22 protein-coding genes, 1 tRNA gene and 1 riboswitch are annotated in these 20,733 nt (G+C 59.4%); of the genes, 8 read left to right on the top strand and 15 right to left on the bottom strand.

Annotated elements, in window-relative coordinates; genetic code table 11:
• Nucleotides 1-8: 8 nt before the first annotated feature.
• A complete protein-coding gene (gene cydB, locus HDE75_RS02800; RefSeq protein WP_183676322.1) occupies nucleotides 9-1,163 on the top strand; it encodes a cytochrome d ubiquinol oxidase subunit II in 1,155 nt (384 codons plus the stop codon).
• 36 nt (nucleotides 1,164-1,199) lie between these two features.
• The gene (gene cydX, locus HDE75_RS02795; RefSeq protein ID WP_183676323.1) at nucleotides 1,200-1,322 is read left to right on the top strand and encodes a cytochrome bd-I oxidase subunit CydX; all 123 of its coding nucleotides are present in this window, start codon (nucleotides 1,200-1,202) and stop codon (nucleotides 1,320-1,322) included.
• 97 nt (nucleotides 1,323-1,419) lie between these two features.
• Here the strand turns inward: cydX and HDE75_RS02790 are convergent, their stop codons facing one another.
• Both HDE75_RS02790 and HDE75_RS02785 read right to left on the bottom strand, forming a co-directional pair.
• A complete protein-coding gene (locus HDE75_RS02790; protein WP_183676324.1) occupies nucleotides 1,420-1,632 on the bottom strand; it encodes a hypothetical protein in 213 nt (70 codons plus the stop codon).
• A 134-nt stretch (nucleotides 1,633-1,766) separates the two neighbouring features.
• The gene (locus HDE75_RS02785; protein WP_183676325.1) at nucleotides 1,767-1,946 is read right to left on the bottom strand and encodes a hypothetical protein; all 180 of its coding nucleotides are present in this window, start codon (nucleotides 1,944-1,946) and stop codon (nucleotides 1,767-1,769) included.
• Between the two features lie 143 nt (nucleotides 1,947-2,089).
• On the opposite strand from HDE75_RS02785, the gene HDE75_RS02780 reads away from it, so the two are divergent.
• Nucleotides 2,090-2,803 (top strand): hypothetical protein, encoded by a 714-nt coding sequence (locus HDE75_RS02780; protein ID WP_183676326.1) that lies wholly within the window; start codon nucleotides 2,090-2,092, stop codon nucleotides 2,801-2,803.
• Nucleotides 2,804-2,805: 2 nt separating this feature from the next.
• Here the strand turns inward: HDE75_RS02780 and HDE75_RS02775 are convergent, their stop codons facing one another.
• From HDE75_RS02775 to HDE75_RS02735, 9 genes are all read right to left on the bottom strand, one after another.
• On the bottom strand, nucleotides 2,806-3,171 hold the full coding sequence (locus tag HDE75_RS02775) for a hypothetical protein (protein ID WP_183676327.1): 366 nt from the start codon (nucleotides 3,169-3,171) through the stop codon (nucleotides 2,806-2,808).
• A 77-nt stretch (nucleotides 3,172-3,248) separates the two neighbouring features.
• Nucleotides 3,249-3,782, bottom strand: coding sequence for a 6,7-dimethyl-8-ribityllumazine synthase (locus HDE75_RS02770; RefSeq protein WP_183676328.1), 534 nt, complete (start codon nucleotides 3,780-3,782; stop codon nucleotides 3,249-3,251).
• 196 nt (nucleotides 3,783-3,978) lie between these two features.
• A riboswitch (FMN riboswitch) is annotated at nucleotides 3,979-4,139 on the bottom strand.
• A gap of 390 nt (nucleotides 4,140-4,529) precedes the next feature.
• Nucleotides 4,530-6,152: a YecA family protein gene (locus HDE75_RS02765; RefSeq protein ID WP_183676329.1), complete on the bottom strand. Its 1,623-nt coding sequence runs from the start codon at nucleotides 6,150-6,152 to the stop codon at nucleotides 4,530-4,532.
• A gap of 158 nt (nucleotides 6,153-6,310) precedes the next feature.
• A complete protein-coding gene (locus HDE75_RS02760; protein WP_183676330.1) occupies nucleotides 6,311-6,583 on the bottom strand; it encodes a hypothetical protein in 273 nt (90 codons plus the stop codon).
• A gap of 436 nt (nucleotides 6,584-7,019) precedes the next feature.
• On the bottom strand, nucleotides 7,020-7,283 hold the full coding sequence (locus tag HDE75_RS02755; protein WP_183676331.1) for a hypothetical protein: 264 nt from the start codon (nucleotides 7,281-7,283) through the stop codon (nucleotides 7,020-7,022).
• Between the two features lie 246 nt (nucleotides 7,284-7,529).
• Nucleotides 7,530-7,605, bottom strand: a tRNA-Asn gene (locus tag HDE75_RS02750).
• Nucleotides 7,606-7,653: 48 nt separating this feature from the next.
• Complete coding sequence (locus HDE75_RS02745) at nucleotides 7,654-8,028, bottom strand: DUF1294 domain-containing protein (RefSeq protein ID WP_183676332.1); 375 nt, start codon at nucleotides 8,026-8,028, stop codon at nucleotides 7,654-7,656.
• Between the two features lie 79 nt (nucleotides 8,029-8,107).
• Nucleotides 8,108-8,686 carry a methylated-DNA--[protein]-cysteine S-methyltransferase gene (locus tag HDE75_RS02740; protein ID WP_183676333.1) on the bottom strand — a complete coding sequence of 193 codons (579 nt, stop codon included), beginning with the start codon at nucleotides 8,684-8,686 and terminating at the stop codon, nucleotides 8,108-8,110.
• A gap of 92 nt (nucleotides 8,687-8,778) precedes the next feature.
• Nucleotides 8,779-8,976 (bottom strand): hypothetical protein, encoded by a 198-nt coding sequence (locus HDE75_RS02735; protein ID WP_183676334.1) that lies wholly within the window; start codon nucleotides 8,974-8,976, stop codon nucleotides 8,779-8,781.
• A gap of 81 nt (nucleotides 8,977-9,057) precedes the next feature.
• Here HDE75_RS02735 and HDE75_RS02730 point away from each other — a divergent pair, with 81 nt between their 5' ends.
• Complete coding sequence (locus HDE75_RS02730; protein ID WP_183676335.1) at nucleotides 9,058-9,828, top strand: nucleotidyltransferase domain-containing protein; 771 nt, start codon at nucleotides 9,058-9,060, stop codon at nucleotides 9,826-9,828.
• Here HDE75_RS02730 and HDE75_RS02725 read toward each other — a convergent pair whose 3' ends face one another.
• Complete coding sequence (locus HDE75_RS02725) at nucleotides 9,829-12,063, bottom strand: TonB-dependent siderophore receptor (RefSeq protein ID WP_183676336.1); 2,235 nt, start codon at nucleotides 12,061-12,063, stop codon at nucleotides 9,829-9,831.
• 266 nt (nucleotides 12,064-12,329) lie between these two features.
• Here HDE75_RS02725 and HDE75_RS02720 point away from each other — a divergent pair, with 266 nt between their 5' ends.
• The gene (locus HDE75_RS02720; protein ID WP_183676337.1) at nucleotides 12,330-13,139 is read left to right on the top strand and encodes a hypothetical protein; all 810 of its coding nucleotides are present in this window, start codon (nucleotides 12,330-12,332) and stop codon (nucleotides 13,137-13,139) included.
• 5 nt (nucleotides 13,140-13,144) lie between these two features.
• Here HDE75_RS02720 and HDE75_RS02715 read toward each other — a convergent pair whose 3' ends face one another.
• The 3 genes from HDE75_RS02715 to HDE75_RS02705 form a co-directional block, all read right to left on the bottom strand.
• Entirely contained in the window at nucleotides 13,145-13,543 is a 399-nt protein-coding gene (locus tag HDE75_RS02715; RefSeq protein ID WP_183676338.1) for a bacteriohemerythrin, read from the bottom strand.
• Nucleotides 13,544-13,702: 159 nt separating this feature from the next.
• The gene (locus HDE75_RS02710) at nucleotides 13,703-13,858 is read right to left on the bottom strand and encodes a hypothetical protein (protein WP_183676339.1); all 156 of its coding nucleotides are present in this window, start codon (nucleotides 13,856-13,858) and stop codon (nucleotides 13,703-13,705) included.
• Nucleotides 13,859-14,012: 154 nt separating this feature from the next.
• Nucleotides 14,013-16,520: a PepSY domain-containing protein gene (locus HDE75_RS02705; RefSeq protein ID WP_183676340.1), complete on the bottom strand. Its 2,508-nt coding sequence runs from the start codon at nucleotides 16,518-16,520 to the stop codon at nucleotides 14,013-14,015.
• A gap of 186 nt (nucleotides 16,521-16,706) precedes the next feature.
• Between HDE75_RS02705 and HDE75_RS02700 the strand changes: the two genes are divergently transcribed.
• From HDE75_RS02700 to HDE75_RS02690, 3 genes are all read left to right on the top strand, one after another.
• Nucleotides 16,707-17,219, top strand: a complete 513-nt coding sequence (locus tag HDE75_RS02700; protein WP_183676341.1) for a sigma-70 family RNA polymerase sigma factor — start codon at nucleotides 16,707-16,709, stop codon at nucleotides 17,217-17,219.
• Nucleotides 17,216-18,223 (top strand): FecR domain-containing protein, encoded by a 1,008-nt coding sequence (locus HDE75_RS02695; protein ID WP_183676342.1) that lies wholly within the window; start codon nucleotides 17,216-17,218, stop codon nucleotides 18,221-18,223. Before HDE75_RS02700 ends, HDE75_RS02695 begins: the two co-directional genes overlap by 4 nt.
• 107 nt (nucleotides 18,224-18,330) lie before the next feature.
• Nucleotides 18,331-20,715, top strand: coding sequence for a TonB-dependent siderophore receptor (locus HDE75_RS02690; protein WP_221291743.1), 2,385 nt, complete (start codon nucleotides 18,331-18,333; stop codon nucleotides 20,713-20,715).
• The last annotated feature ends 18 nt before the right edge of the window (nucleotides 20,716-20,733 follow it).

Genomic DNA, 20,733 nt, shown 5'->3' with positions numbered 1-20,733 from the left:
ACCATACCATGATCCTGCATGAATTGATTTCTTACGAAACCCTGCGCCTGATCTGGTGGCTGCTGATCGGCGTGCTGCTGGTCGGCTTTGCCATCACGGATGGCTTCGACCTGGGCACCGGCATCCTGCTGCCGTTCGCCGGCAAGACCGACCTGGAACGCCGCGTCATCATCAACAGTATCGGCCCCGTGTGGGAGGGCAACCAGGTGTGGCTGATCCTCGGTGGCGGCGCCATCTTCGCCGCCTGGCCGCAGCTGTACGCCGTCTCGTTCTCGGGCTTTTACCTGGCCATGTTCGTGATCCTGGTGGCGCTGATTTTGCGCCCGGTGGCCTTCAAATTTCGCAGCAAGCGCGAAGATCCGCGCTGGCGCGCCCGCTGGGATGCGGCCCTGTTCGTCGGCGGCTTCGTGCCGGCCCTGATCTGCGGCGTGGCGATCGGCAATGTGCTGCAAGGCGTGCCGTTCCGCTTCTCGTCCGATATGCATATCTTCTATGACGGCAGCTTCTTTGCACTACTGAACCCGTTCGCCGTGCTGTGCGGCCTGGTCTCGGTCGCCATGCTGGTCATGCATGGTGCTGCCTGGCTGCAATTGAAGGCCGATGGCGCCGTGGCTGAGCGTGCGCGCCGCTACGGCAGTGTGGCGGCGCTTGCCACCATCGTGCTGTATGCGCTGGCTGGCGTGGCCCTGTGGTTCTGGATCGATGGCTACCGCATCACCAGCACGGTGGTGGTCGATGGCCCGTCGAACCCCATGCTGAAAACGGCCGAGCTGCATGCCGGCGCCTGGTTCCTCAATTTCGCGGCCCATCCATGGACCTGGATCGCTCCTGCGCTGGGCCTGGTAGCGCCGCTGCTGGCGTTTGCCTTCCTGCGCGCGCGACGCGAAGTGCCAGCCCTGCTGGCCAGCGCGGCCAGCATCGCCGGCATCATCCTCAGCGTGGGCGCGGCCATGTTCCCGTTCATTTTGCCATCGTCGATCGATCCGCGCGCCAGCCTGACGGTGTGGGATTCGTCATCGAGCCACATGACCTTGTTCATCATGGTGGTGGTCACGGCCATCTTCATCCCCCTGATCGTGGCTTACACGAGCTGGGTGTATAAAGTGCTGTGGGGCAAGGTTGATGGCAAGGCGATCGAAGAAGGCAAGGGCCACGCGTACTAAGCCGCGTTTCAATAAGTATGAAAGAAAGGAAAAATTATGTGGTATTTCGCCTGGATACTGGGCCTTCCGCTGGCGGCGACCTTCGCCGTGCTCAATGCGATGTGGTACGAAATGGTCGATGGCGACACAACGCCTGAAAAGTACCGCAAGGAATCATAAGAAGCTGACCGTCATGGCCGATTGAGCATGATATGGCTGGCAGGCCTCGCCCGGCGTTCGCATTTGCGTCCGCTTTCGGCGAGGCCTTTTGTTTGGGCTAAAGCAAGATGAATTCGCCGCGGATACGCAACTTCATGCCGCGTGGCGTATCGGCGCCGGCCGCGACCGACCAGGCCGTCACCCACAAGGCGCAGCGTTCGCGGGCCAGCGCATCGTCGCGCTGGCGCAAACGTTCGCAGGCGATGTCAATCCGTTGGGCAAGATACAGGCGCTGATCGATGGGATCGGCTTGTTTGCTGTAATGGCGCATGGCTATCCTTTCTATCCTGTGGCCGCCCGCGTTATGCATGGCGCTACAGCCATGTACGCAGAACGGATCTGTTCGGATTCAGCAGGCGCAAAAAAGCCACCGCAAGGGTGGCTATGGTGTTGCCAGTGACTAAGCTAATCTTTGGACTTGCCGCCTGGTTTGGGTGTCGACACGGCAATCGGGTCGCTGGCAGGAAAGCTTTCCTTTAGCGCTTCGTCGAGGGCTTCTTCCGCGTGGCTTTCGTTTGCAGGCGTGGGCGAGTCGCGCTCCGGTGGCGGCGATGGTGTGGCGGCGGCATTGGTTGCCGAATTCATGGCTGAGTTCATTGCTGGCACTCCTCGCGCTGATTGCGCTGATGACGATTTCAGCTTAGCACACGGCGTAGAAAAGGCGCGCCCCGCAGATGACGCTTGGCTCTCTGCTACACTGCCGCCATTCTTGCCACCGGAACCGCTCCATGACCTCCATTTCCTTGCCCTATCGCGCCACCGCCGACGAAGCCTGTGCCTGGCTGACTGCTCAGACAGGCACACCCTGGACCCTGGCGCGATTGCTGGAGCAGGGCGGGTTAGCGTATGTATGGCTCGATTATTCGGCAGAATGGGCACAGCTGTTTGCCGACGGCGTGACGCGTTATGCGGCCCCGGTTGTGTTTATCGAAGACACCCGGCATCTGGCTGCCGGTGGCGCCGACTTGCGCCTGCGTTTGACGCGCGATTCGGGTAATTTGCCGATCCAGTTGCCGGGCGAAGGCATGCGTGTATCCAAAGATGGCTTGCATTTCCAGGAGCGCGATTTGCTGCGCCTGCTGAAAGAGTTGCAGCAGCCTGCGCAGGTAGAAACCGAGCCAGTATCCGTGGTCTTGCCCAGCGCCTTGAAAGGCTTGAGCCGCGAACAGATATTGATCGCCTTTGCCGGCGTAGGCAAGGTCGACCTGGACCAGGGCATGGCAGGCGGCGTAGGTATCTTTGGCGACGATGGCGCCCGCGTGCGCAAGAATTCGCGCGGTGGCAAGAATAGCCACTTGTGGCATCCCGTCACCCTGGCCTTCGGTTTGCACGATGTACACCGCGTGCCGATGTCCCACCTGAAAAAAGCCTTCGCCACCCAGCCGCTGCTGCGTGACTGGAGGGCGGACTGGCTGGAGTCGCTGGCCTTGCTGGGCGAATAGTCTTACTTGCTATTGCTGAAATTGGGCTTTGCCGCCCGCTTGGCCCGGATCGCATCGACCTTGGCCCAGATCAGGTCTAGCTCTTCGTCACCCGCCGCATGCATGTCAAGCTCATGCGCCAGGCACAGGGCGGCCAGGGTCACCATCACGCCGCCCACTTCCTGCTTCTTGTCGCCGGCTTCTTTGCCAAACACATAATCGACCAGTTGATGGGCTTCCCCGGCCGTAGCGCCACAGGCTTGCGCCAGTTCCAGCGATTCTTCCAGGAAACGGTGATTACGCTCTGCGTGGTCAGCGGCCAGTTCTGCGCCAAAACAGGCATTCATCCATGGTTGTACGCGGGACTGGAAGGAGGGAGAATCTTGCATGCTGTACTCGTTCAAAGTGTGTGTAGGAAACATCGGCAAGCTGCGATGTTACGTGCAACTTGCCGATGTTGCCAAGCTTAGCTAGTGGTGAGCATTTCTACCTGTTTGCTAACGCCCACCCCCGGTAGCGCTGGGATCTGGCGTAATGCACGTATGGTCGAGGCGCACGCTCGCGCTACTTCCGCTCCCTTGACCTGGAAATGCTGGAAGAAGAATTGCTGATGTTCATCCCCGGAGTGGAAGTGGTGCGGTGTCAGCACCGCCGACAGTACGGGCACGCCGGTAGCAAGCTGCACCTGCATCAAGCCAGAAATAACGGCTTCGGCAACAAATTCCATACGATAGATGCCGCCATCGACCACCAAGGCCGCTGCCACCACGGCGGCATACTGGCCGGTCTGGGCCAAGCGTTGTGCTTGCAGTGTAATTTCAAAGGCGCCGGCGACGTCGAAGAAATCGATGTCTGACTCGAGATAGCCCAGTTCACGGATTTCGGCGATGAAAGACACGCGGCACTGTTCGACGATAGTGCGGTGCCAGCTGGCTTGAATAAAGGCGATACGCCCGCCTGCCTGATCGGAAGTGGCGGTGATAAAAGCTTGTTGTGACATGGTATGACTCCTGTTTTTAGAAATAACAAAAAACAGGGCGTGGATAGATAAGGATGCAATCTGCCGGTGACAGGCGTGACTAGCCACAGGGTGCGAGTACACCGATCCTGGCCTGGCATAGGCTGATCCAGGACGCGGTCGATACGCGCACGACGTCATTTGCATGCAAGAAACCATGCATCAAACGTCGATTCCATCCCGCTCTCTCTTTATCCGGACTATACCGTCGGCCCCGGAATCTCACCAGGTCTGCTGACCTTGCCACCCATGTCATCGACATCAGCAACAAGCGCTCGCGGGCTAGGCATTGCAGCCATTACCGCCGGTGGGGAATTGCACCCCGCCCTGAGAACGTGCCGCGTCGTCGCACAGGGTGCGGGACGCAGCGGTCTGACTATAACATGCTTGTTTGGGATGCTGCATAGAAAAGTGCCGTACGGCAATACGGCCCTGATTTGCCTATGACTTGTTCTGGTTCTTGGACTCGCCGCAGGGACTTGCGGATGAACAGAGCGTGGTTCCGAGAGTCCTGTGGCCAGAAAATTGACGATTTATAACAAGTTTTCGATGCGCTGTTCCAGCAATCGTGAGACAGCGATCTTCAGCGATCTGATATTGAAACTGAACGACAGACACCGAAATCAGGGGGCCACAACCTGAATCAAGTCGACGGTTTACGGTCATCCGGCACGGAGCAGAAATCGAGACGACTGCTTTCGTCCAGAAGCGGTCATTGGTATTGAGATTTTAAAGCTGTGATCGCCCAGAGCCCTTGTTCTCTCGCGTTAATATTATGTCGCTCATTCGCGTGCAATATTCAGTGGCTAGTGCCTCTTGGGTCATCTCCTTCAGTCTTCCAATATCTGGTGCGTCCCGCATGAACTCGATTAGCTTCTCTTTTGAAGTGAGGGAGTAATTTTCCCAGAAAAAGTTGAACCAATCCAAAGCAGACTTTACGGGTGATCGATCAGCGTTGCGGTCAATGACGCCGAAGAACGTTGTAGGATGTTGTGCATAGGCCTGCAACTCCTTCTTCGTCAACGGGATTTGCACGAAGAATCGCTGCTGATCATCGCTACATACCGAACACATTGCCACTTCCCGTTCGGGAATAACAAGCCCGCTCTCTAACGTCACTTCAATCTGCGCTCCCTCTGGTCCGGCGACATTCAGACGCTGGCCAATCTGTAGCCTTGATTTAGAAGCGCAGATTGCAAAGGCCTCAGCCTCGCCGTCGAATGTGGCAGGTATGTGGCGGTGCTTCTGCATGGAGTCAATCAGTGCAAAGATTGGTGCATGCCGTCGTCTCAATTCCACTTGTTGTGACAACGTCGCCAGCCCAGGCTTCAAATCTTCGTGGTGAAAGCCCCATAACAACAGCCCGGAAGGTAAGTCTGTGGCGTCAAGATGATGCTCCTCCGATTCGTAAGTTGTTATGACATATGCAGGTGGAAGTGTCTTCCCAATTGGGTCTTGCTCGTAGCGCTTGAGCATTCTCTCGGCCTCGACGAGTGGGACGGGATAATGCTGATCTCTTCCTGATTCCAGGCGCTTGTCATTTGTGTCGATAAAGACAATGCGTGGGTGAGTCGAATGTTTGCGAAGGGCCCCATACATCAAGCTGTTGATATTGAGTCGCTTGCCTTCGCGTCGCTTAGCCTCGACCGCATATGTTGCCCCTAGCGTTGGATGGGTAGCTATGAACTCAACGTGAGTTGAGCCCCTGGCAGATTCGTCCTCATGCTGCAAATTGAAACCGGCGCGGAGCATAGCAGCGGCCACACGTACCTCGTACAGCGCACCAGGAAAGTTGCCGGGACATTTGATGCGGTCGATCAAAAGCTTTTCGACCTCAACCGCATGTTGCAGGCTGTAGAGATCGTACGCAAAGCGCATGTAGCTTGCCGAAGCCCCTGTAGCAGGTTGAGCGGCATCGCTTCCCTTCTGTTCCGTATAGGCCTTCCGTTGCTCGTTGCTGCGAGTGGCCCAAGTGAGTATGCAATGCTGTTCTTCCGGAAGCTTACCGGCCTCCGCCATCCACCAGTCTTTGCCTAATACGATCTTCGGATAGTCAGACAGGAAATCATGAAATGTCTTCCAGTGCATCGAATAATGGATTTTTGAACCAACCGCTACTATCTTGTGACCAAGAAATTGCTCTGAAATGATCGGCTTGCCAAGACCCTGCTGTTCACGTCGTTGGAATTCTTGAGCCTTGTGACGGTCAATTTTTGTCTTCAAATCCTGACGAAAAGTTGCACTCTCCAAAATCCGCACACTGTCGACAATAACGAAAGAACCATGACACTTCTTAAACTTGAACCCGCTGCCGCAAGTACAAGTATCATTTCGACCTGTTTTTTTGGCCATCTTCGTAGCATTTTCTTCAGAAAGTAGGGGCGAAGCGTTCGCTTGGAAACCAAGTGTCGGTCAGAGCGGGATTTGAAAAGTTATATGTGGCATCCTTTTTTGTAGATTGCGTCACAGCTGGACTTGGAGGATCGCTTCTGGCGGGTACGAGTCATGTTCTAGTTGTTGAGGCGATAGATGCGCTCAACTTCGTCCAAGGACAGCTTTGTAAGGCCACCTTCTATTTCTTGCAACAGGGCAGATGCTGGAAAATGTAAGGTGACAATCTCACCGCCTGGCCGTTCGACGGTAGTCCGGTAATCGTAAGGTAGATCGCAATCATCACCGAGGTAGTCTTCGATGAAGTCAGCAAGTTCATAGTCGCCCACAACGACGATGACATGCTCATTATTGTGAAATCCAATTTGAATATGGGGCAAGATTTGCTTCATATTTTTCCTACAAATTCAAATAAAAGCGCCGATGTCGACCGGCAGCTTCTGGCCGCATCCAGACAATGGATTCAGTCAACCCATTTTACGGTGGGGCCAAATCCTGGTGCCGCTTCTACCGCGGCCATCGCCTCCAACAGTGTTGGACGAGCGGCCGAACCAGCATTGTAGCGGTCGCGCCCAGTTGTACTGCCGTAATGAATGTAGAACGTTTCCCGCTCATGGTCATCCGCGAATTCTGGAGAATCTTCGTAATCGCCGGAACCATAGCTAATAGGCCCTCGCACAATTACGACGTCACAAGTGATTTGTCCGTCATATAGAAATGTGCCAGTCTTAATGACTTCTTGGCCTTCTTGAAGTATCAACACATTTTTTCAATCCATAGAAATTTGCACCGTACCAGCGACAGTCGGCTCTTGGCCGAACTCGGCCGTTATTCCTCACATTTGCCGAGCAAAAGCAAGCGCTGTACTTCTTCGTCACTCGGCTGCCAGTCAGTACCACGTTCCTCGTAAATCTTTACTAGCCCCAGTAGACTCAATGGATCATTAGCGACAAAAATACAAGTGTCATCTTCCGCTTGATATTGTTGTTCAGCCGTCTTGTCTCGAGTCACCGCATAGCCAAGTTTTTGCAAGACTCCCAATGTAGGAGCAAGCGTGTTTCCATCGGCTGCTATTCGAATTTTATGTTGCATTTTAATGATTTCATCATCAGTATAGATGCTCTTCGTGGCAAGGGCCGTCCGCTCTTGGTCGCCAGCGGTACATGAGCATAACGAATTGCCGCACGAGAAAAGTCACGTATTGTCACGCCAACGCGAATTGCTGCTCCTAGCCGTATGCAGCCGTTAATAGATTACGGCCTTAATGAGCCATTGAGTTTTATCCTCTGGAACGCAAAAAGCCCAACCGTAAGGCTGGGCTTTTTGCTTGAAGAATTTTGGCTCCCCGACCTGGACTCGAACCAGGGACCTGCGGATTAACAGTCCGTCGCTCTACCGACTGAGCTATCAGGGAAAGGCCGCTATTATAGGCAGCTTCCGCTATTCTGGCAAGTTGCTCGGTTTAGATCTCGATCGGCGCCACGTCGGTGCCGATATCGGGGGCCGAATAGTGCAGGCAGAAATAGATGAAGGCGGCGATGTTGATGGCCACCGTGATCCAGAACAGGATGCGGAACGAGCGTTTGCTGGACTTGTGGCGCAGCCATTGCTGCGCCAGTACCGCGCCGGGCCAGCCGCACAGCAAGCCGAGCAGCAGCAAGGTGCGTTCCGAGGTGCGCCAGTTGCCGGTCTTGGCGGCGCGCTTGTCGAGCGCGTAGGCGACGAAACAGCCCAGGCTCAGCGCGGTATACAGCAGGGCGACAAAAGGGGGGATATGAAAAAAGAAGGTCGCTGCCAGATACAGCAGGACAAAAAACAGGATGGAAAGATAAGGCATGATTTACTCGATGTACTTGCTTGGGTTTGACGGAGACGGACAGCATCATAGCGTGTCCTTGAATCTGGCTCCAGGCCGCCTAAAACAGACAGCCTTGCGCCGTATCAATCTGCACAGCGCGGCGGCGGGCGTGGCCCGTCTTTTGTGCTTCCCGGTCGCTCGAAAGGGAGATGCCTTCCAGGGTCAGCAGGGTTTCCTTGGCGTGCAAGCCGCCGGCAAAACCCGTCAGCTCACCCGTGGCGCCGATCACGCGGTGGCAGGGGGCGATGATGGAAATGGGATTCTTGCCATTGGCGGCGCCCACGGCGCGAACGGCGGCGGGGCGGCCGATCTGGCGCGCGATCTCGCCGTAGCTGCGCGTCTGGCCAAACGGGATGGTCAGCAGCGCTTGCCACACTTGCTGCTGGAAGGTCGTGCCGGCAAAGTCCAGCACCACGTCAAATTGCTGGCGCGTGCCGCCGAAATACTCGCTTAACTGGCGCGCCGTTTCCAGCAACAAGGGATGGGTTTTGTCTTCCAGCATCTCGCCCAGGCGCACGCGGTTGGGCTTGTCGTTTTGCCATAGTATGGCTGCCAGGCCCGCTTGATGCGCCACCACGCGGGCGACCAGGGTCAGTTCGCCGACGGGCGAGGGCACCACCATATACCGATATTCCATGTCGCACCTCGTGGACTCTGCCATTGATTGGACTGCAATGGCATGCAGTTTATCAGGCTGTGAAATAGCGTGATGCGGCAGGCGCTGAAAAGTTATTTGCCAGCGGCTTGTACATACCGGCTTTCAGCTTCCTGAAAACCTTGCGCAAAGTCGCTGGCGGCCTGGATGCCCCAGCCAGAGATCAGCAGGAGGAAGACGCCGCCGAGCATGGTGTTGCGGTGGTTCTTTTTATATCCCCCGATAATGACGACGGCTGCCAATGCAAGTAATGTTAATTCCACGTAATACATGATTTATCTATAATAATTGACTGGGCCGCATAGTGGCATAAGTTTTTCTTTTTGGCAACTTACTGATGGCGGGATGCGACGATGACAGCACTGGCAAATGCACTGGCTACTTATGACGAGATCCGCGGCATTGCCGAGCGGCTGGTACACGAACATTATCCGGGCGCCGTGGCGGCCATTATCGGCGGCTCGTTCGCCACTGGCCGCCAGACGGCCAGCTCCGATATCGACTTGCTGCTGTTGTTCGATTACGTAGAGCACGCCTGGCGTTCCACCATCGTCGCCGAAGGACGCACGGTCGAACTGTTTGCGCACGACCTGGCTACCTACACTTATTTTTGCCGCGAATTCGATGCGCCCAGCGGCACGGTGCCGCTGGTGATGATGGTGGTCGAAGGCGAGAATATCGTCGCTTCGGGCGAGCACTATGCCAGGCTGCAGGCGTTGGCCCAGTCCATCCATGCGGCGGGTCCGCCTGCCTTGGCGGCGGTGGACTTGCAGCGGCGCCGTTATGAAATCACCACCTTGCTGGAAGACCTGGCCGACAGCCGCCACCCAGGCGAGGCGCTGGCCGTGGCTTGCCGATTGTACGAAAAGCTGGCCGACCTGCGCTTGCGGGCGGCGGGTCAGTGGAGTGGTGGCGGCAAGCATTTGTATCGACGGCTGCACGCTTTTGATGCGGTTGTTGCTGAACAGCTCGATAGCGCGCTGCGTCTGGTGGCCAGCGATCTGGAAGCTGGCCAGCAGGCGTACGCACAACTGGCCGCCAGCGTGCTGGCGCCGGTCGGTGGTCCCTTGCTTCACGGACACAGCCTGCCGGCGCCAGCACACTGGCGCAGTCCGGCAGACTGATTAAAACGTGCTGCGCAGCGCCAGACTGATGTTGCGCGGCTCACCCCAGAATACGCCATCAAAGAAGCCCACGTTGCGGTAGTACTTCTTGTCCAGCAAGTTGTTGACGTTCAGCTGCACGCTGGCATGTTTGCCGAGGGCATAACTGCCCATCAGGTTGAACAGCGCATACGCGCCTTGCGGGATATTCGTCGTCGCGCCCGTTGGCGGCCGGCCATACCACGCTTCGCTGTAGGTGGCGCTTTGCGCCGTCATGCTGGCGCCCGCCCGCAAGCCGTGCAAGGCGCCATCGAAGCGGTAGCTGCTAGCCATGCGCAGCAAATGGCGTGGCTGGGTGGTGGCCGCGCGCCGGCCATCTGCCTCGGCTGCATGCAAATACGTGTAGCCGCCGTTCGCTTCCCAGGCGGGCGTGATCTGGCCAGACAGGTCGAACTCGATGCCCTTGGCCGTGATGCCGTCGCCATTGGCGACCATGGCCTGGCCGCCATCGGGCAAGAGGAAGCCGGGCGGCACCGTGCGGTCCAGCTCAGCCAAATTCTTTTTCTTGGTGTGGAACAGGGCGGCCGAGGCGTTCAGCTTGCCGTCATAGAATTCTCCCTTGAGACCCACTTCGACATTGTCGCCGGTTTCCGGTGGCAGGAATTTGTTGTTGCGGTCCTTGCTGGTTTGCGGATTGAACAGCTGGGTGAAACTGGCATACAGGGAATATTGTTTGTTGATATCGAATACGACACCCGCATAAGGCGTGACTTCGTTGCGCGTCTCCGCAAAGTCGCTGGTATCGATGAATTTGCCTTGCGTATCGTAATTGCGCGTGTCGCTGCGGTAGGTGCTGCTGCGCGCGCCGACGATCACATGTAAAGGATCGGCCAGGCTCAGCCGTGTTGCCACATAGCCGCCCGCCAGGCGCGTTACCGTTTCGCTGCGGGAACCGTCAGGGTGGAAGATGGGGCGGGGGATATTACCCGTCCAGCTGCGGTAATCGGGAATCTGTGCCGGGTAATTGATCTCGGCCTCGCCGCCGAGCGAGCGCGCCCGCTGGTTGCCGCCATTCCAGCCGATGATGGCGGTATGTTTGCGGCCCAGCAAGGTGAATGGTCCGCTGGCGTAGACATCGAAATTATCATTGTCCGTTTTGCCTACACCCCAGGCGCCCGTCCACAAGCGCATGCCTGTTCCGGTGGCCGGGTTGGGGTAGCCTGCGCCCGCATAGGCGACGGTGGTGCGGTTGCTGCTTTCCGTGCGCGCATAACCGAGGTGGACAGTCCAGTTGCCGGGCAGGCGCTGGTCAACCGAGGTAAAAATCGTATGCTGTTTATTGGCCCAGGTGCTCCAGGGCGTCGTGAAACTGGTGTTGCGCGGCATATGGGCCAGGCTGCCATCCGCATTCCAGTAAGGCACAGCGCCCCAAGTGGCGCCTGTCGGCGTGTTGTCCTGGAAGTCAAAGCCGAAGGTCAGCATGGTGCCTGGGCGCAAGTCCGCTTCCAGGATGGCCATGCCGACTGTCTTGTCCTCATGGTACATGTCCAGATAGGAATCGCGCCGCTGTTTGGCCAGGGCGGCACGGCCGCGCACGCTGCCATCCTGGTTCAAGGGCGTGGACACATCGGCTTCCACGCGCTGGTCGTCCCAGCGGCTTACGATCAGGCCGGCGCTGGCCTGGAAGGTTTTGGTGGGGCGCTTGCGCACCATATTGATGGTGGCCGACGGGTCGCCCTTGCCGCCCATCAAGCCGCTTGCGCCGCGTATCACTTCGATGCGGTCATACAGTATCGTGTCTTGCAGCGGTGCATTGCCGCCACGTGGCATGCCATCAACCTGGATGTTATTGATGCCGAAACCGCGCGCGTAAAATGTCGTGCGTTCCGTGTCATTCTGGCCTACCTGGATGCCCGTTGTTTGTGCCAGCGCCTGGTCCAGGCGCACTGCGCCCAGGTCGTCAAGCAACTGGCGCGTGATGACGCTGACCGATTGCGGCGTTTCGCGCAGCGACAAATCCATGCGCGTGGCACTGCGCATTTCGCCGGCCGTATAGGAAGCCGTGCCCTCCGTGGCGGCCGGTCCCTGGCCCGTAACGGTGACGGCTGGCATGGTGACGTCGTTATCGGCGCCGGCCGCGTGTGCGGACAGGCTGCTGGCAGCGATGGTCAGCAAAGCCAGATGCAGCAAACGGGGTAGTGGACGCAGGCGGAGGTGGGATGAGGGAGTGCTGAAATACGGAGCGGATGTTGACATCGAAGGCATTATTTTCCTGGCTGTGTGGTGATTTCCTGTCTCGTTTGCTGGAGGGCGGTGGCGCCCTGAAGTCTGGCTTGGCGTTGACGTGGGGGTGAGGGTCTTCAAAATTTGTGAATAAGAATCATTATCAATATACTTCTTATTTTTTTACAAAGCAAGCGTGCCCCCTGGGATGACTACTGGCAGAGGTGTCGCTGAACGGAATTTTTGTGCTTCTGCCATAATGCGGGCAGGTAAAAATATTCTTACAGAGAAAGAAATGCATGCGTACATGGATAGCGGGTGCCGGATTGTGCTGTGTCGTGTTGCTGGGCCATACCCAGGAGCACGAGACGCCGCTGCCCGTGCCGCCTGCCGTCCCGGTAGCCAGTGCGTCTGCCGAAGTGCAAGCGCCGCAGCAAGAGGTAACGGAAGCGGCGCAGCAAACCGTGACGGTTACGGCGACCAGCGACGCCAGGGCGCCGCGCGTGCGTTTCACGGCCTATGAGGAAAGTTACCAGACGGCCAAGAAAGTGTGGGAAGTCTCAAAAGGCAGCGTGGTCATGGCCTTGCGCCTGATACCCGCCAAATTGAATGCCACCATTGATGATGTGCGAGTGGCCTTGAAGGGCAATGGCGCGCCGATTCCCGTCAAGGTGTCGCCGGGCGGGGTGTTTGTCGTGCCACTGAACGCGGATGTTGCGGCGCAAGATGGAATCTTTCTGGTGAACAAGGAAAGAGGCGAGTTGACGGCCAGCATGGTGATCCAGCCAGCTGTGGAGCGCGATGCGTGGAACATCGCACGGATAGCGCAAGTCTTGCATGATGCCAAGCGCGCCGTGCGGGCCATCACGCCATGGTACAAGCGGCCGTTCGCCAAGGAAGTGCAATCGCTGGCATTTTGTGCGACCGAGCAGGGCAGCTCCCTGCAACTGATGGAGGGCGAACAATTGATCGCCACCTTGCCGATGAGTGAGCCAGCCGTCAACGATATCAATGCGCCCGTGTTTTGCAAGATATTCGATGGCGAGGATAAGTATCCGGATCACTACCGCATGGTGTTGCCGGAGCATACGACGGTCTTGCTGCTTTAGCCAGATCAGTTGGCATGCTGCTGTGCCAGTTCCAGCGCGGCCGCCAGGGCCATGTCCATGTCCATCGTGGCCTGGTGAAACAGCAGCCATTGCGGCAACAAGGTCAGCGCATGGCGGCCTTGCGCCAGGTCGCCTTCATCGACGGCGGCCCAGGCGTGGTGCAAGCCGCACAGCACGCGTGCATGCTGCTCGCGGTGACTGGCCAAGGAAGGAAAACCGATTTCTTCCATCAACGCTTCTTCGTCGCGAAAATCGCGCTCGACCGCCGCGATCAGATCGCGAAACGCGGTAGTAAATTGCTGGTCGTCCAGTTGCTCAAGGCGCGCGATGGCTGAAAACAGTGCTGCGTGCGTTTCATCGATGGCGGGCAGTCCCAGCGCCATCTCTTCGTTCCATGTGTCCATGACAGGCTCCTGCTTGGGTTCATCATGATGCTGACTGAGCCATGCCAGTGTGCGTCTCGCGTACACATAAAACGATGATCTATATCAAAAGTGTGACAGATGCTACGCATGCTGATGCGTGTTCAGCCTGCGCTATCTTCCACTGGTGACGATGCTGGGTTAGCGCTGTGGCCAGCGGCTCCACATGGCGTGGGCATCGACATTCGGGATAGGGATGTTTTGGACGATTTGACCTTGCAGAGGGCCGCGCAGTATCACGGGCAAGAGCATCAGCGCAGACAGGGCAAGGCAGGCCAGCACTTTGAGCGTCAACATGATCGTCTCCTGGTTTGCCGGCGGCGGCGCGGGGTGCGGCGCTTGCCGGTCATTCCAATTACTTACCACGTCTTCAGTGTAGTGCGCCTGATGTAAACGTCAACAGAATGCTGTGTTGCGCTGCCGCAAGATTTGCGGTCTGTGATGCTGCAGATTAATAGACGTCACGGCGGTAGCGCCCTTCGGCCATCAGTGCGTCCAGCCCATCCTGTCCCAGCAGTTCCAGCAAGACTGCGTCAACGCCGGCCGCCATGCCTTGCAGGCTGCCGCAAACGTAGACGATGGCGCCGTCCGCCAGCCAGGCGTGCAATTCGCTCGCATTGGCACGCAGGCAATCCTGCACGTATTTTTGCGCCGCGCCATCGCGTGAAAAGACGCGGTCCAGGCGCGCCAGATGGCCCTCTGCCAGCCAGCCTTCCAGTTCGGCCGCACAGATGCTGTCGGCTGCTTGCTGGCGCTCGCCGAAGATCAGCCAGTTGCGCGCTTGCCCCGCTTCCTTGCGGGCGCGCAAGTGCGAACGCAGGCCGGCCAGGCCGGAGCCATTGCCCAGATAAATGCACGGTACATCGTCCAGCGCGGGGGCAAAGGCGGGATTGGCTTGCAGGCGCAAGGACAGTTCGCTGCCGACAGGCGCGTAATGCGTGAGCCAGCCCGAAGCGAGGCCATAACCGCCATTGTCAAGCCCATCATGGCGCTGCTGGCGTACCAGCAACTGGATTTCGCCATCGCCGGGCAGCGAGGCCAGCGAATAGCTGCGTGGCGCGTGTGCTGCTTCCTTGTCGCCAGGCGGCACGATTTCGGCTAGCGCACCGGCTTCCCAGGTCGCGCCGGCAGGGCCTTGCAAGGCGATTTCATACAACTGGCCGCCCTGGCTGCCTGGGTTGAGCAGTACGCGGCGTGTCAAACGCCAGGTGGCATACGATGCTTCTTCCTGCACCACTATGGCGTCGATGGGGCTGCCGCTGCATTGCGCCAGCGCCTGCGACCACAACGCCAGTGCAGCCGGGTCGTGCTTGTCCACCTCGATCAGCGGGAACAGGGAAGTGGCCCCCAGGCTCAGCAACTGCTGGTTCAGCGCGTGGCCAAAACCGCAGAACTGGCTGTAATGGCGGTCACCCAGGGCCAGCAAACCAAACTCCAGGCCAGCCAGGGTGTCCTTGTTTGTTTGCAGCAGGCGCGCGAAACGGCGCGTGCCATCCGGCGCTTCGCCTTGACCAAAGGTGCTGGCGACGATCAGCGCCCGTTCATACTGGCGCAGTTGCGCGGGAACCAATTGATCGAGCGCACGCACGTCCACCGGCACGCCGGCCTGTTGTAGGGCGCGCGCGCTTTCCAGCGCCAGGCGTTCGGCCTGGCCCGACTGGCTCGCGTACGCCACCAGGGTCGGCAAGCCCGCTCCCGCGCAGTCTGGTGCTGCGGCGCCCAGCATGGCGCGCTGCGCCTGCACGGCGCGCTTGGCCTTGCGGCGGCCCAGGTATAACATCCATCCGGTGATGGCGAACAGGGGCAGGCCGAGGGCGGCCAGCATCATGATGATGCGGCCCGGCAAGCCGAAATACGTGCCCATGTGCAGCGGATAAATAATGCTGACCAGGCGGGAACTGAGCGCCTGTTGTCCGTAGCGTTCGTCTTTCGTGATGCGGCCATCCTGCGGCATCAAGGCCATGGTGTTGCGGGCACGCTCATGCGGCGCGTCGGCGGCCAGCCAGGTCATTTGCACGGCTTCGCCAGCACGGGCTGGCATGCGCACAGTAGCCAGGGTCCAGGCTCCCGCCTTGGCCTGAAACGCATCCCAGGCCACGCTGACATCGACTGCTTCCGCCGCCTTCTTGACTTTGGGCGGGCCTTTTTTGGTTTGCGCCGGCGCCTCGCGCGGCGGCTTGCCAGCCCAGGCGTCGATATTGTCGCGCACCACGTCGTAGCTCCAGTAAATGCCCGTCGTGGTCAGCGCCAGATACACAAGCAAGCACCAGGTGCCGGCCACGGCGTGCAGATTCCACAAGAAGGAGCGGCCTTTTAATGCAGGATCGAAAGTGAGCCAGGTGCGCCAGTCCAGTGGACGGCGGGGCCAGCGCATATACAGTCCCGACAGGGCCAGGCCCAGCAGGCACAGGGCCAGCGCACCAGCCACCTTGCGGCCCGGTTCGCGCGGCAGCAGCAGCCAGCGGTGCAGGTTTTCCGTCCATTCAAAGAATGCCGCGCCCTGCAGCGCAGGTTGCGTTGCTCCCGTGTAAGGATGAATATAAATCGACTCGCCGCGACGCTGTCCCTCTTTTGGCGCAAAGAACAGGCGCGGCACGGCGCCAGCTTGCGCATACATGGTGATGGAGGCCACTTTCTGGCCGTGTTCGCGTTCGGCGATCCGGCTCAGCTGGCTTGGCGTCAATGCCGCCTTGTTTTCCACCGCGACATGGCGCACGCCAGGGTTGAGCAGATCGAGGATTTCATCCTTGAACGCCAGGGTGGCGCCGCTCAGGCCGATGATGACCAGCACCGTGCCGGCCGTGATGCCGATAAACCAGTGCAGCTGAAACCAGACCTGCTTCCAGCTCCAGTTCCATCGCGCTTTCAGCTGGCGCTTTTCTGTCTGCACGGTGGATAGAGTGGCGGTATCGCTGGCGCGGGCGGCAGGCAGGCTGGCGGCGGTGGAGGCGGTATTCATCGATCGGCTTTCAATTTTTCTATTTGAAGCTGCCACGGCGCAGGCCAGGCTGAGTCGCGCATAGTATCGCAAATGAGAACCATTCGCAAATCATCTCTCATTCTCAATAGGAGTAATTTACAATCCGCCAATTATGTGTGAAAATGAAAATCATTCTCATTCATTATCTTTTTTATCCGCCCGTCTGTGTCCATCGCCCTGTCTCCCAACGCCGCGTTTGCCAATTTGTATAGCAGCCACCATGGCTGGCTGTATCAATGGCTGTGGCGCAAGCTCGGTTGCCGCGATGGCGCTGCCGATCTGGCGCAAGACACTTTTGTGCGCATGCTGGCCACGCAGTCGGCCGATAGCTTGCACGAACCGCGCGCCTACCTGAGCACGGTGGCCCATGGTTTGCTGGTCAATCACTGGCGTCGCTTGAGCCTGGAACGCAGTTTTCTGGCTGCGCTGGCCAGCCGTCCCGAACTGACGGCGCCGTCGCCCGAGGAGCGGGCGCTGGTGGTGGAAACTTTGACCCGCATCGACGCCATGCTCGATACCTTGTCGCCGCGTGCGCGCCAGGCTTTCCTGCTGGCACAGATCGATGGCCTGACTTATGCCCAGATCGCCACGCAGTTGGAAGTATCGGAACGGATGGTCAAAAAATACATGGCGCAGGCGATGCTGCAATGCATGCTCAGCATGGATGACGCCGGGTGAACAGCGCGCGCCGGGCCGACTCGGATAGTGACTATCTGGTCTTGCAGGAAGCGGCGGAATGGTTTGCCGTGCTGCGCGCAGACGATGCGGCGCTGGCCGACCAACTGGAATGGCAGCGCTGGCACGACGCTTCGCCAGCCCACCGCGCCGCCTGGCGTAAAGTGGAAGCGGTCAGCGCTGAATTTCAGTTACTGCCCGGCGAACCGGCCCGTATCGCACTCGATGAAGTGGGGCCGCGCGCACGCAATGATGGCCGACGCGCCGCCATCAAGGGCGTGTTGCTGTTGTGTCTGACTGCCGGCCTGGGCGGCGCGGTATTCGGGCGGCGCGATACGCGCAACTGGCTCGCCGGCCTGAACGCGCAGCAGGCGACCAAGGTGGGCGATATCCGCCAGATGGCCCTGACCGATGGCGGCGCCTTGTGGCTCAACACGAACACTTCCCTCGACATCGATTACACGCCGGCCCTGCGCCGCATCGCCCTGTACTCGGGTGAAATCCTGATCACGACAGCGCAAGACAGCCAGATACCCCCACGTCCGCTGGTGGTCGACGTGGTGCATGGCCGCTTGCGCGCACTGGGTACACGCTTTACCGTGCGCACCAGTGTGGATGCCACCTTGCTCTCCGTCTACGAGGGAAGTGTACAGGTCGAACCGCGCGATGGCAGCGGCACGCGCATCGTGGCGGCAGGCTCGCAACTGCGTTTCGATGCGGCATCCATCGGCCAGCCCTATGCGGCTGATGACAACGCCACGGCCTGGACCGAACACCGCTTGATGCCGGACCAGATGAGGCTCGATGATTTTCTCGCTGAATTGTCGCGCTACCGGCGCGGCCATCTGGGCTGCGCACCCGAAGTGGCCCATCTGCGCCTGGTCGGCAGTTATCCGCTGGCCGACACCGACCGCATCCTGGCAGCCCTGGAAGCCACCTTGCCCTTGCGCGTGCGCCGCTTGCATGCCTGGTGGGTGACGGTGGAAGCGGCGCCTCTGGAAAAATAATTCAACTCATTTTCAACTTATTTTCAGTTTGCGGTTCCCTTTTTGAAATCTCGTTTGGCAAGGAGAGATACACCTTGCTGACCATTCGAACAGGATAGATAACCGTCGTGCCCTTTAACCTCGCTTTTCCTTCACGCTGGTATCTGCGCCCGCTGGCCTTGTGCCTGGCGGCGTCTATGCTGCTGGGCGTGCCGGTCATCGCAGTTGCTGCCGAGACTGCGCGCAACTTCCAGGTCGCTGCCGCGCCGTTGGGCCAGGCGCTGCGCCAGTTCGCGGGGCAGGCGGGAATACTGTTGTCGGCGGAAGGGCGTTTGACGCAGGGCAAGACCAGTGGCGGCTTGCGCGCCACCGTCTCGATCAGCGCCGGTTTGCAGCAATTGCTGGCCGGAACGGGATTGATCGCGGTGCAACTGGCCGATGGCAGTTATATTGTGCGCCTGGCGCCCCCAGTCGCTACCGTTGACGGCCAGTGGCAAACCCTGGCGCCGGTCAAAGTGACGGGTCTTGCCGATGATGCTTATCGGCGCCTCAGCTCCAGCACAGCCAACCGCAGCGAGCAGGCTTTGATCAATACGCCGCAAGCGGTCAGCATCGTCACGGGCCAGCTGATACGCGACCAGGCCATGTTAAGCATGGCCGACGCCATGCGCTATATGCCGGGCGTGGGCACGGCGGCAGGCGAGGGCAACCGCGACACGGCCATCTTTCGCGGCAATAGCAGCACCTCCGATTTTTATATCGACGGCATGCGCGACGACGTGCAGTACTACCGCGACTTTTATAACGTCGACAGCGTCGAAGCCGTCAAGGGAGCGAACGCCATGATCTTTGGCCGTGGTGGCGCGGGCGGCATCATCAACCGGGTGAGCAAGCAGCCGCTCTGGACCGATGCAGCGTCCGCCACCGTCAGCCTGGGCGCCTGGCAAGCACGCCGCGCGACAGTCGACGCGCAAGCCACCGTGGGCGAGAACGCGGCTGTGCGCGTCAACGCCATGGTCGAAGACAGCGCCTCGTTTCGCCAGGGCGTGCAACTGCGCCGGGCCGGCATCAACCCCACGTTCGCCTGGCGCGCCGGGCCGGCGACCCGCGTGGCGATCGGCTATGAACATTTTCGCGACGACCGGGTGACGGACCGCGGCGTGCCATCATATCGGGGCCGGCCTTTCGCCACTGATCCATCCACCTTTTTCGGCAACGCGGGCGCCAGCCCATCCTGGGTGCGCATCGATGCCTTCAGCGCCCTGGTCGAACACGATCTGGGGTACGGCGCGACCTTGCGCAACCGCACGCGCTACGCCGATTACGACAAGTTTTACCAGAATGCCTTTCCCTCGGCCATCAGCGCCGATGGGAGCAGCGTGACCGTGCTGGCCTACAACAGCGCTACCGTGCGGCGCAACCTGTTCAACCAGACGGATGTGAGTTGGGCAGTGGAGGGCGGCGGGATGCGCCACCAGCTGGGCGCGGGCCTGGAACTGGGGCGCCAGCGCACGGACAACCTGCGTAACACCGGCTATTTTTTGAGCCTGGGTGACAACGTCACCCGCATCAGCCTCCCCACGTCGCGCCCGGTCACTGATTTGCCGATCACGTTTCGTCCCAGCGCCAGCGATGCCGATAACCATGGCGTGGCGGACACGGCTGCTGTCTATCTGCAAGACCAGCTGACTTTTTCGCCGCACTGGCAAGCCATCGTGGGCTTACGCCATGAGCGTTTCACGGTGGATTTTTTGAAACGCCGCACGGGCGAACGCCTCAAGCGCAGCGATAGCCCATGGTCGCCGCGCGCCGCGCTGGTCTACAAACCGATGGAGGCCGTCTCGCTATATGCCAGCCTCAGCCAGGCTTTCTTGCCGCGTGCCGGTGAACAGCTGGCCTCGCTGACACCAGACAACCAGGCGTTCGAACCCGAGCGTTTCCGCAACGTGGAAGTGGGGGCGAAGTGGGAAGCGACGCCGGCTTTATCTGCCAGCGCCGCCGTGTATCAACTGGAACGCAGCAATGTCGCCGTGATCGATCCGGCCGACAGCCAGCGCTCCGTGCTGGTCGATGGCCAGCGCAGCCGGGGCCTGGAGCTGGAATTGCATGGCAAGTTGACGCCGTCCTGGCAGATCGCCGGTGGTTATGCCTGGCAGCAAGCCGTATTGACGGCCACCCAATCGTCGGGCGCCGTCGCTGGCGCCAGCGTGGCCCACGTGCCGCGCCACAGCCTGTCGCTGTGGAGCCGTTACGACTTTACGCCAGCCTGGGGGGCGGCTCTGGGGCTGATCGTGCGCAGCCCCGTATTCGCGGCCGTCTCGAATACGGTCAGCCTGCCCGGTTATGGCCGGCTCGATGGCGCCCTGTATTACCGGCCCAGCCCCCACTTTGCGCTGCAGCTGAATCTGGACAACCTGTTCAACCAACAGTATTACGCCTCGGCACATAGCAACGACAACATTGCCCCCGGCACGCCGCGCTTTCTGCGCGTGTCGGCATCGTGGTTTTTTTAAATTTTTGACCTCAACTTA

This window comes from Janthinobacterium silvisoli (assembly GCF_014200725.1).
GTDB lineage: Bacteria > Pseudomonadota > Gammaproteobacteria > Burkholderiales > Burkholderiaceae_D > Janthinobacterium.
This window is presented reverse-complemented; position numbering and strand designations above follow the sequence as displayed.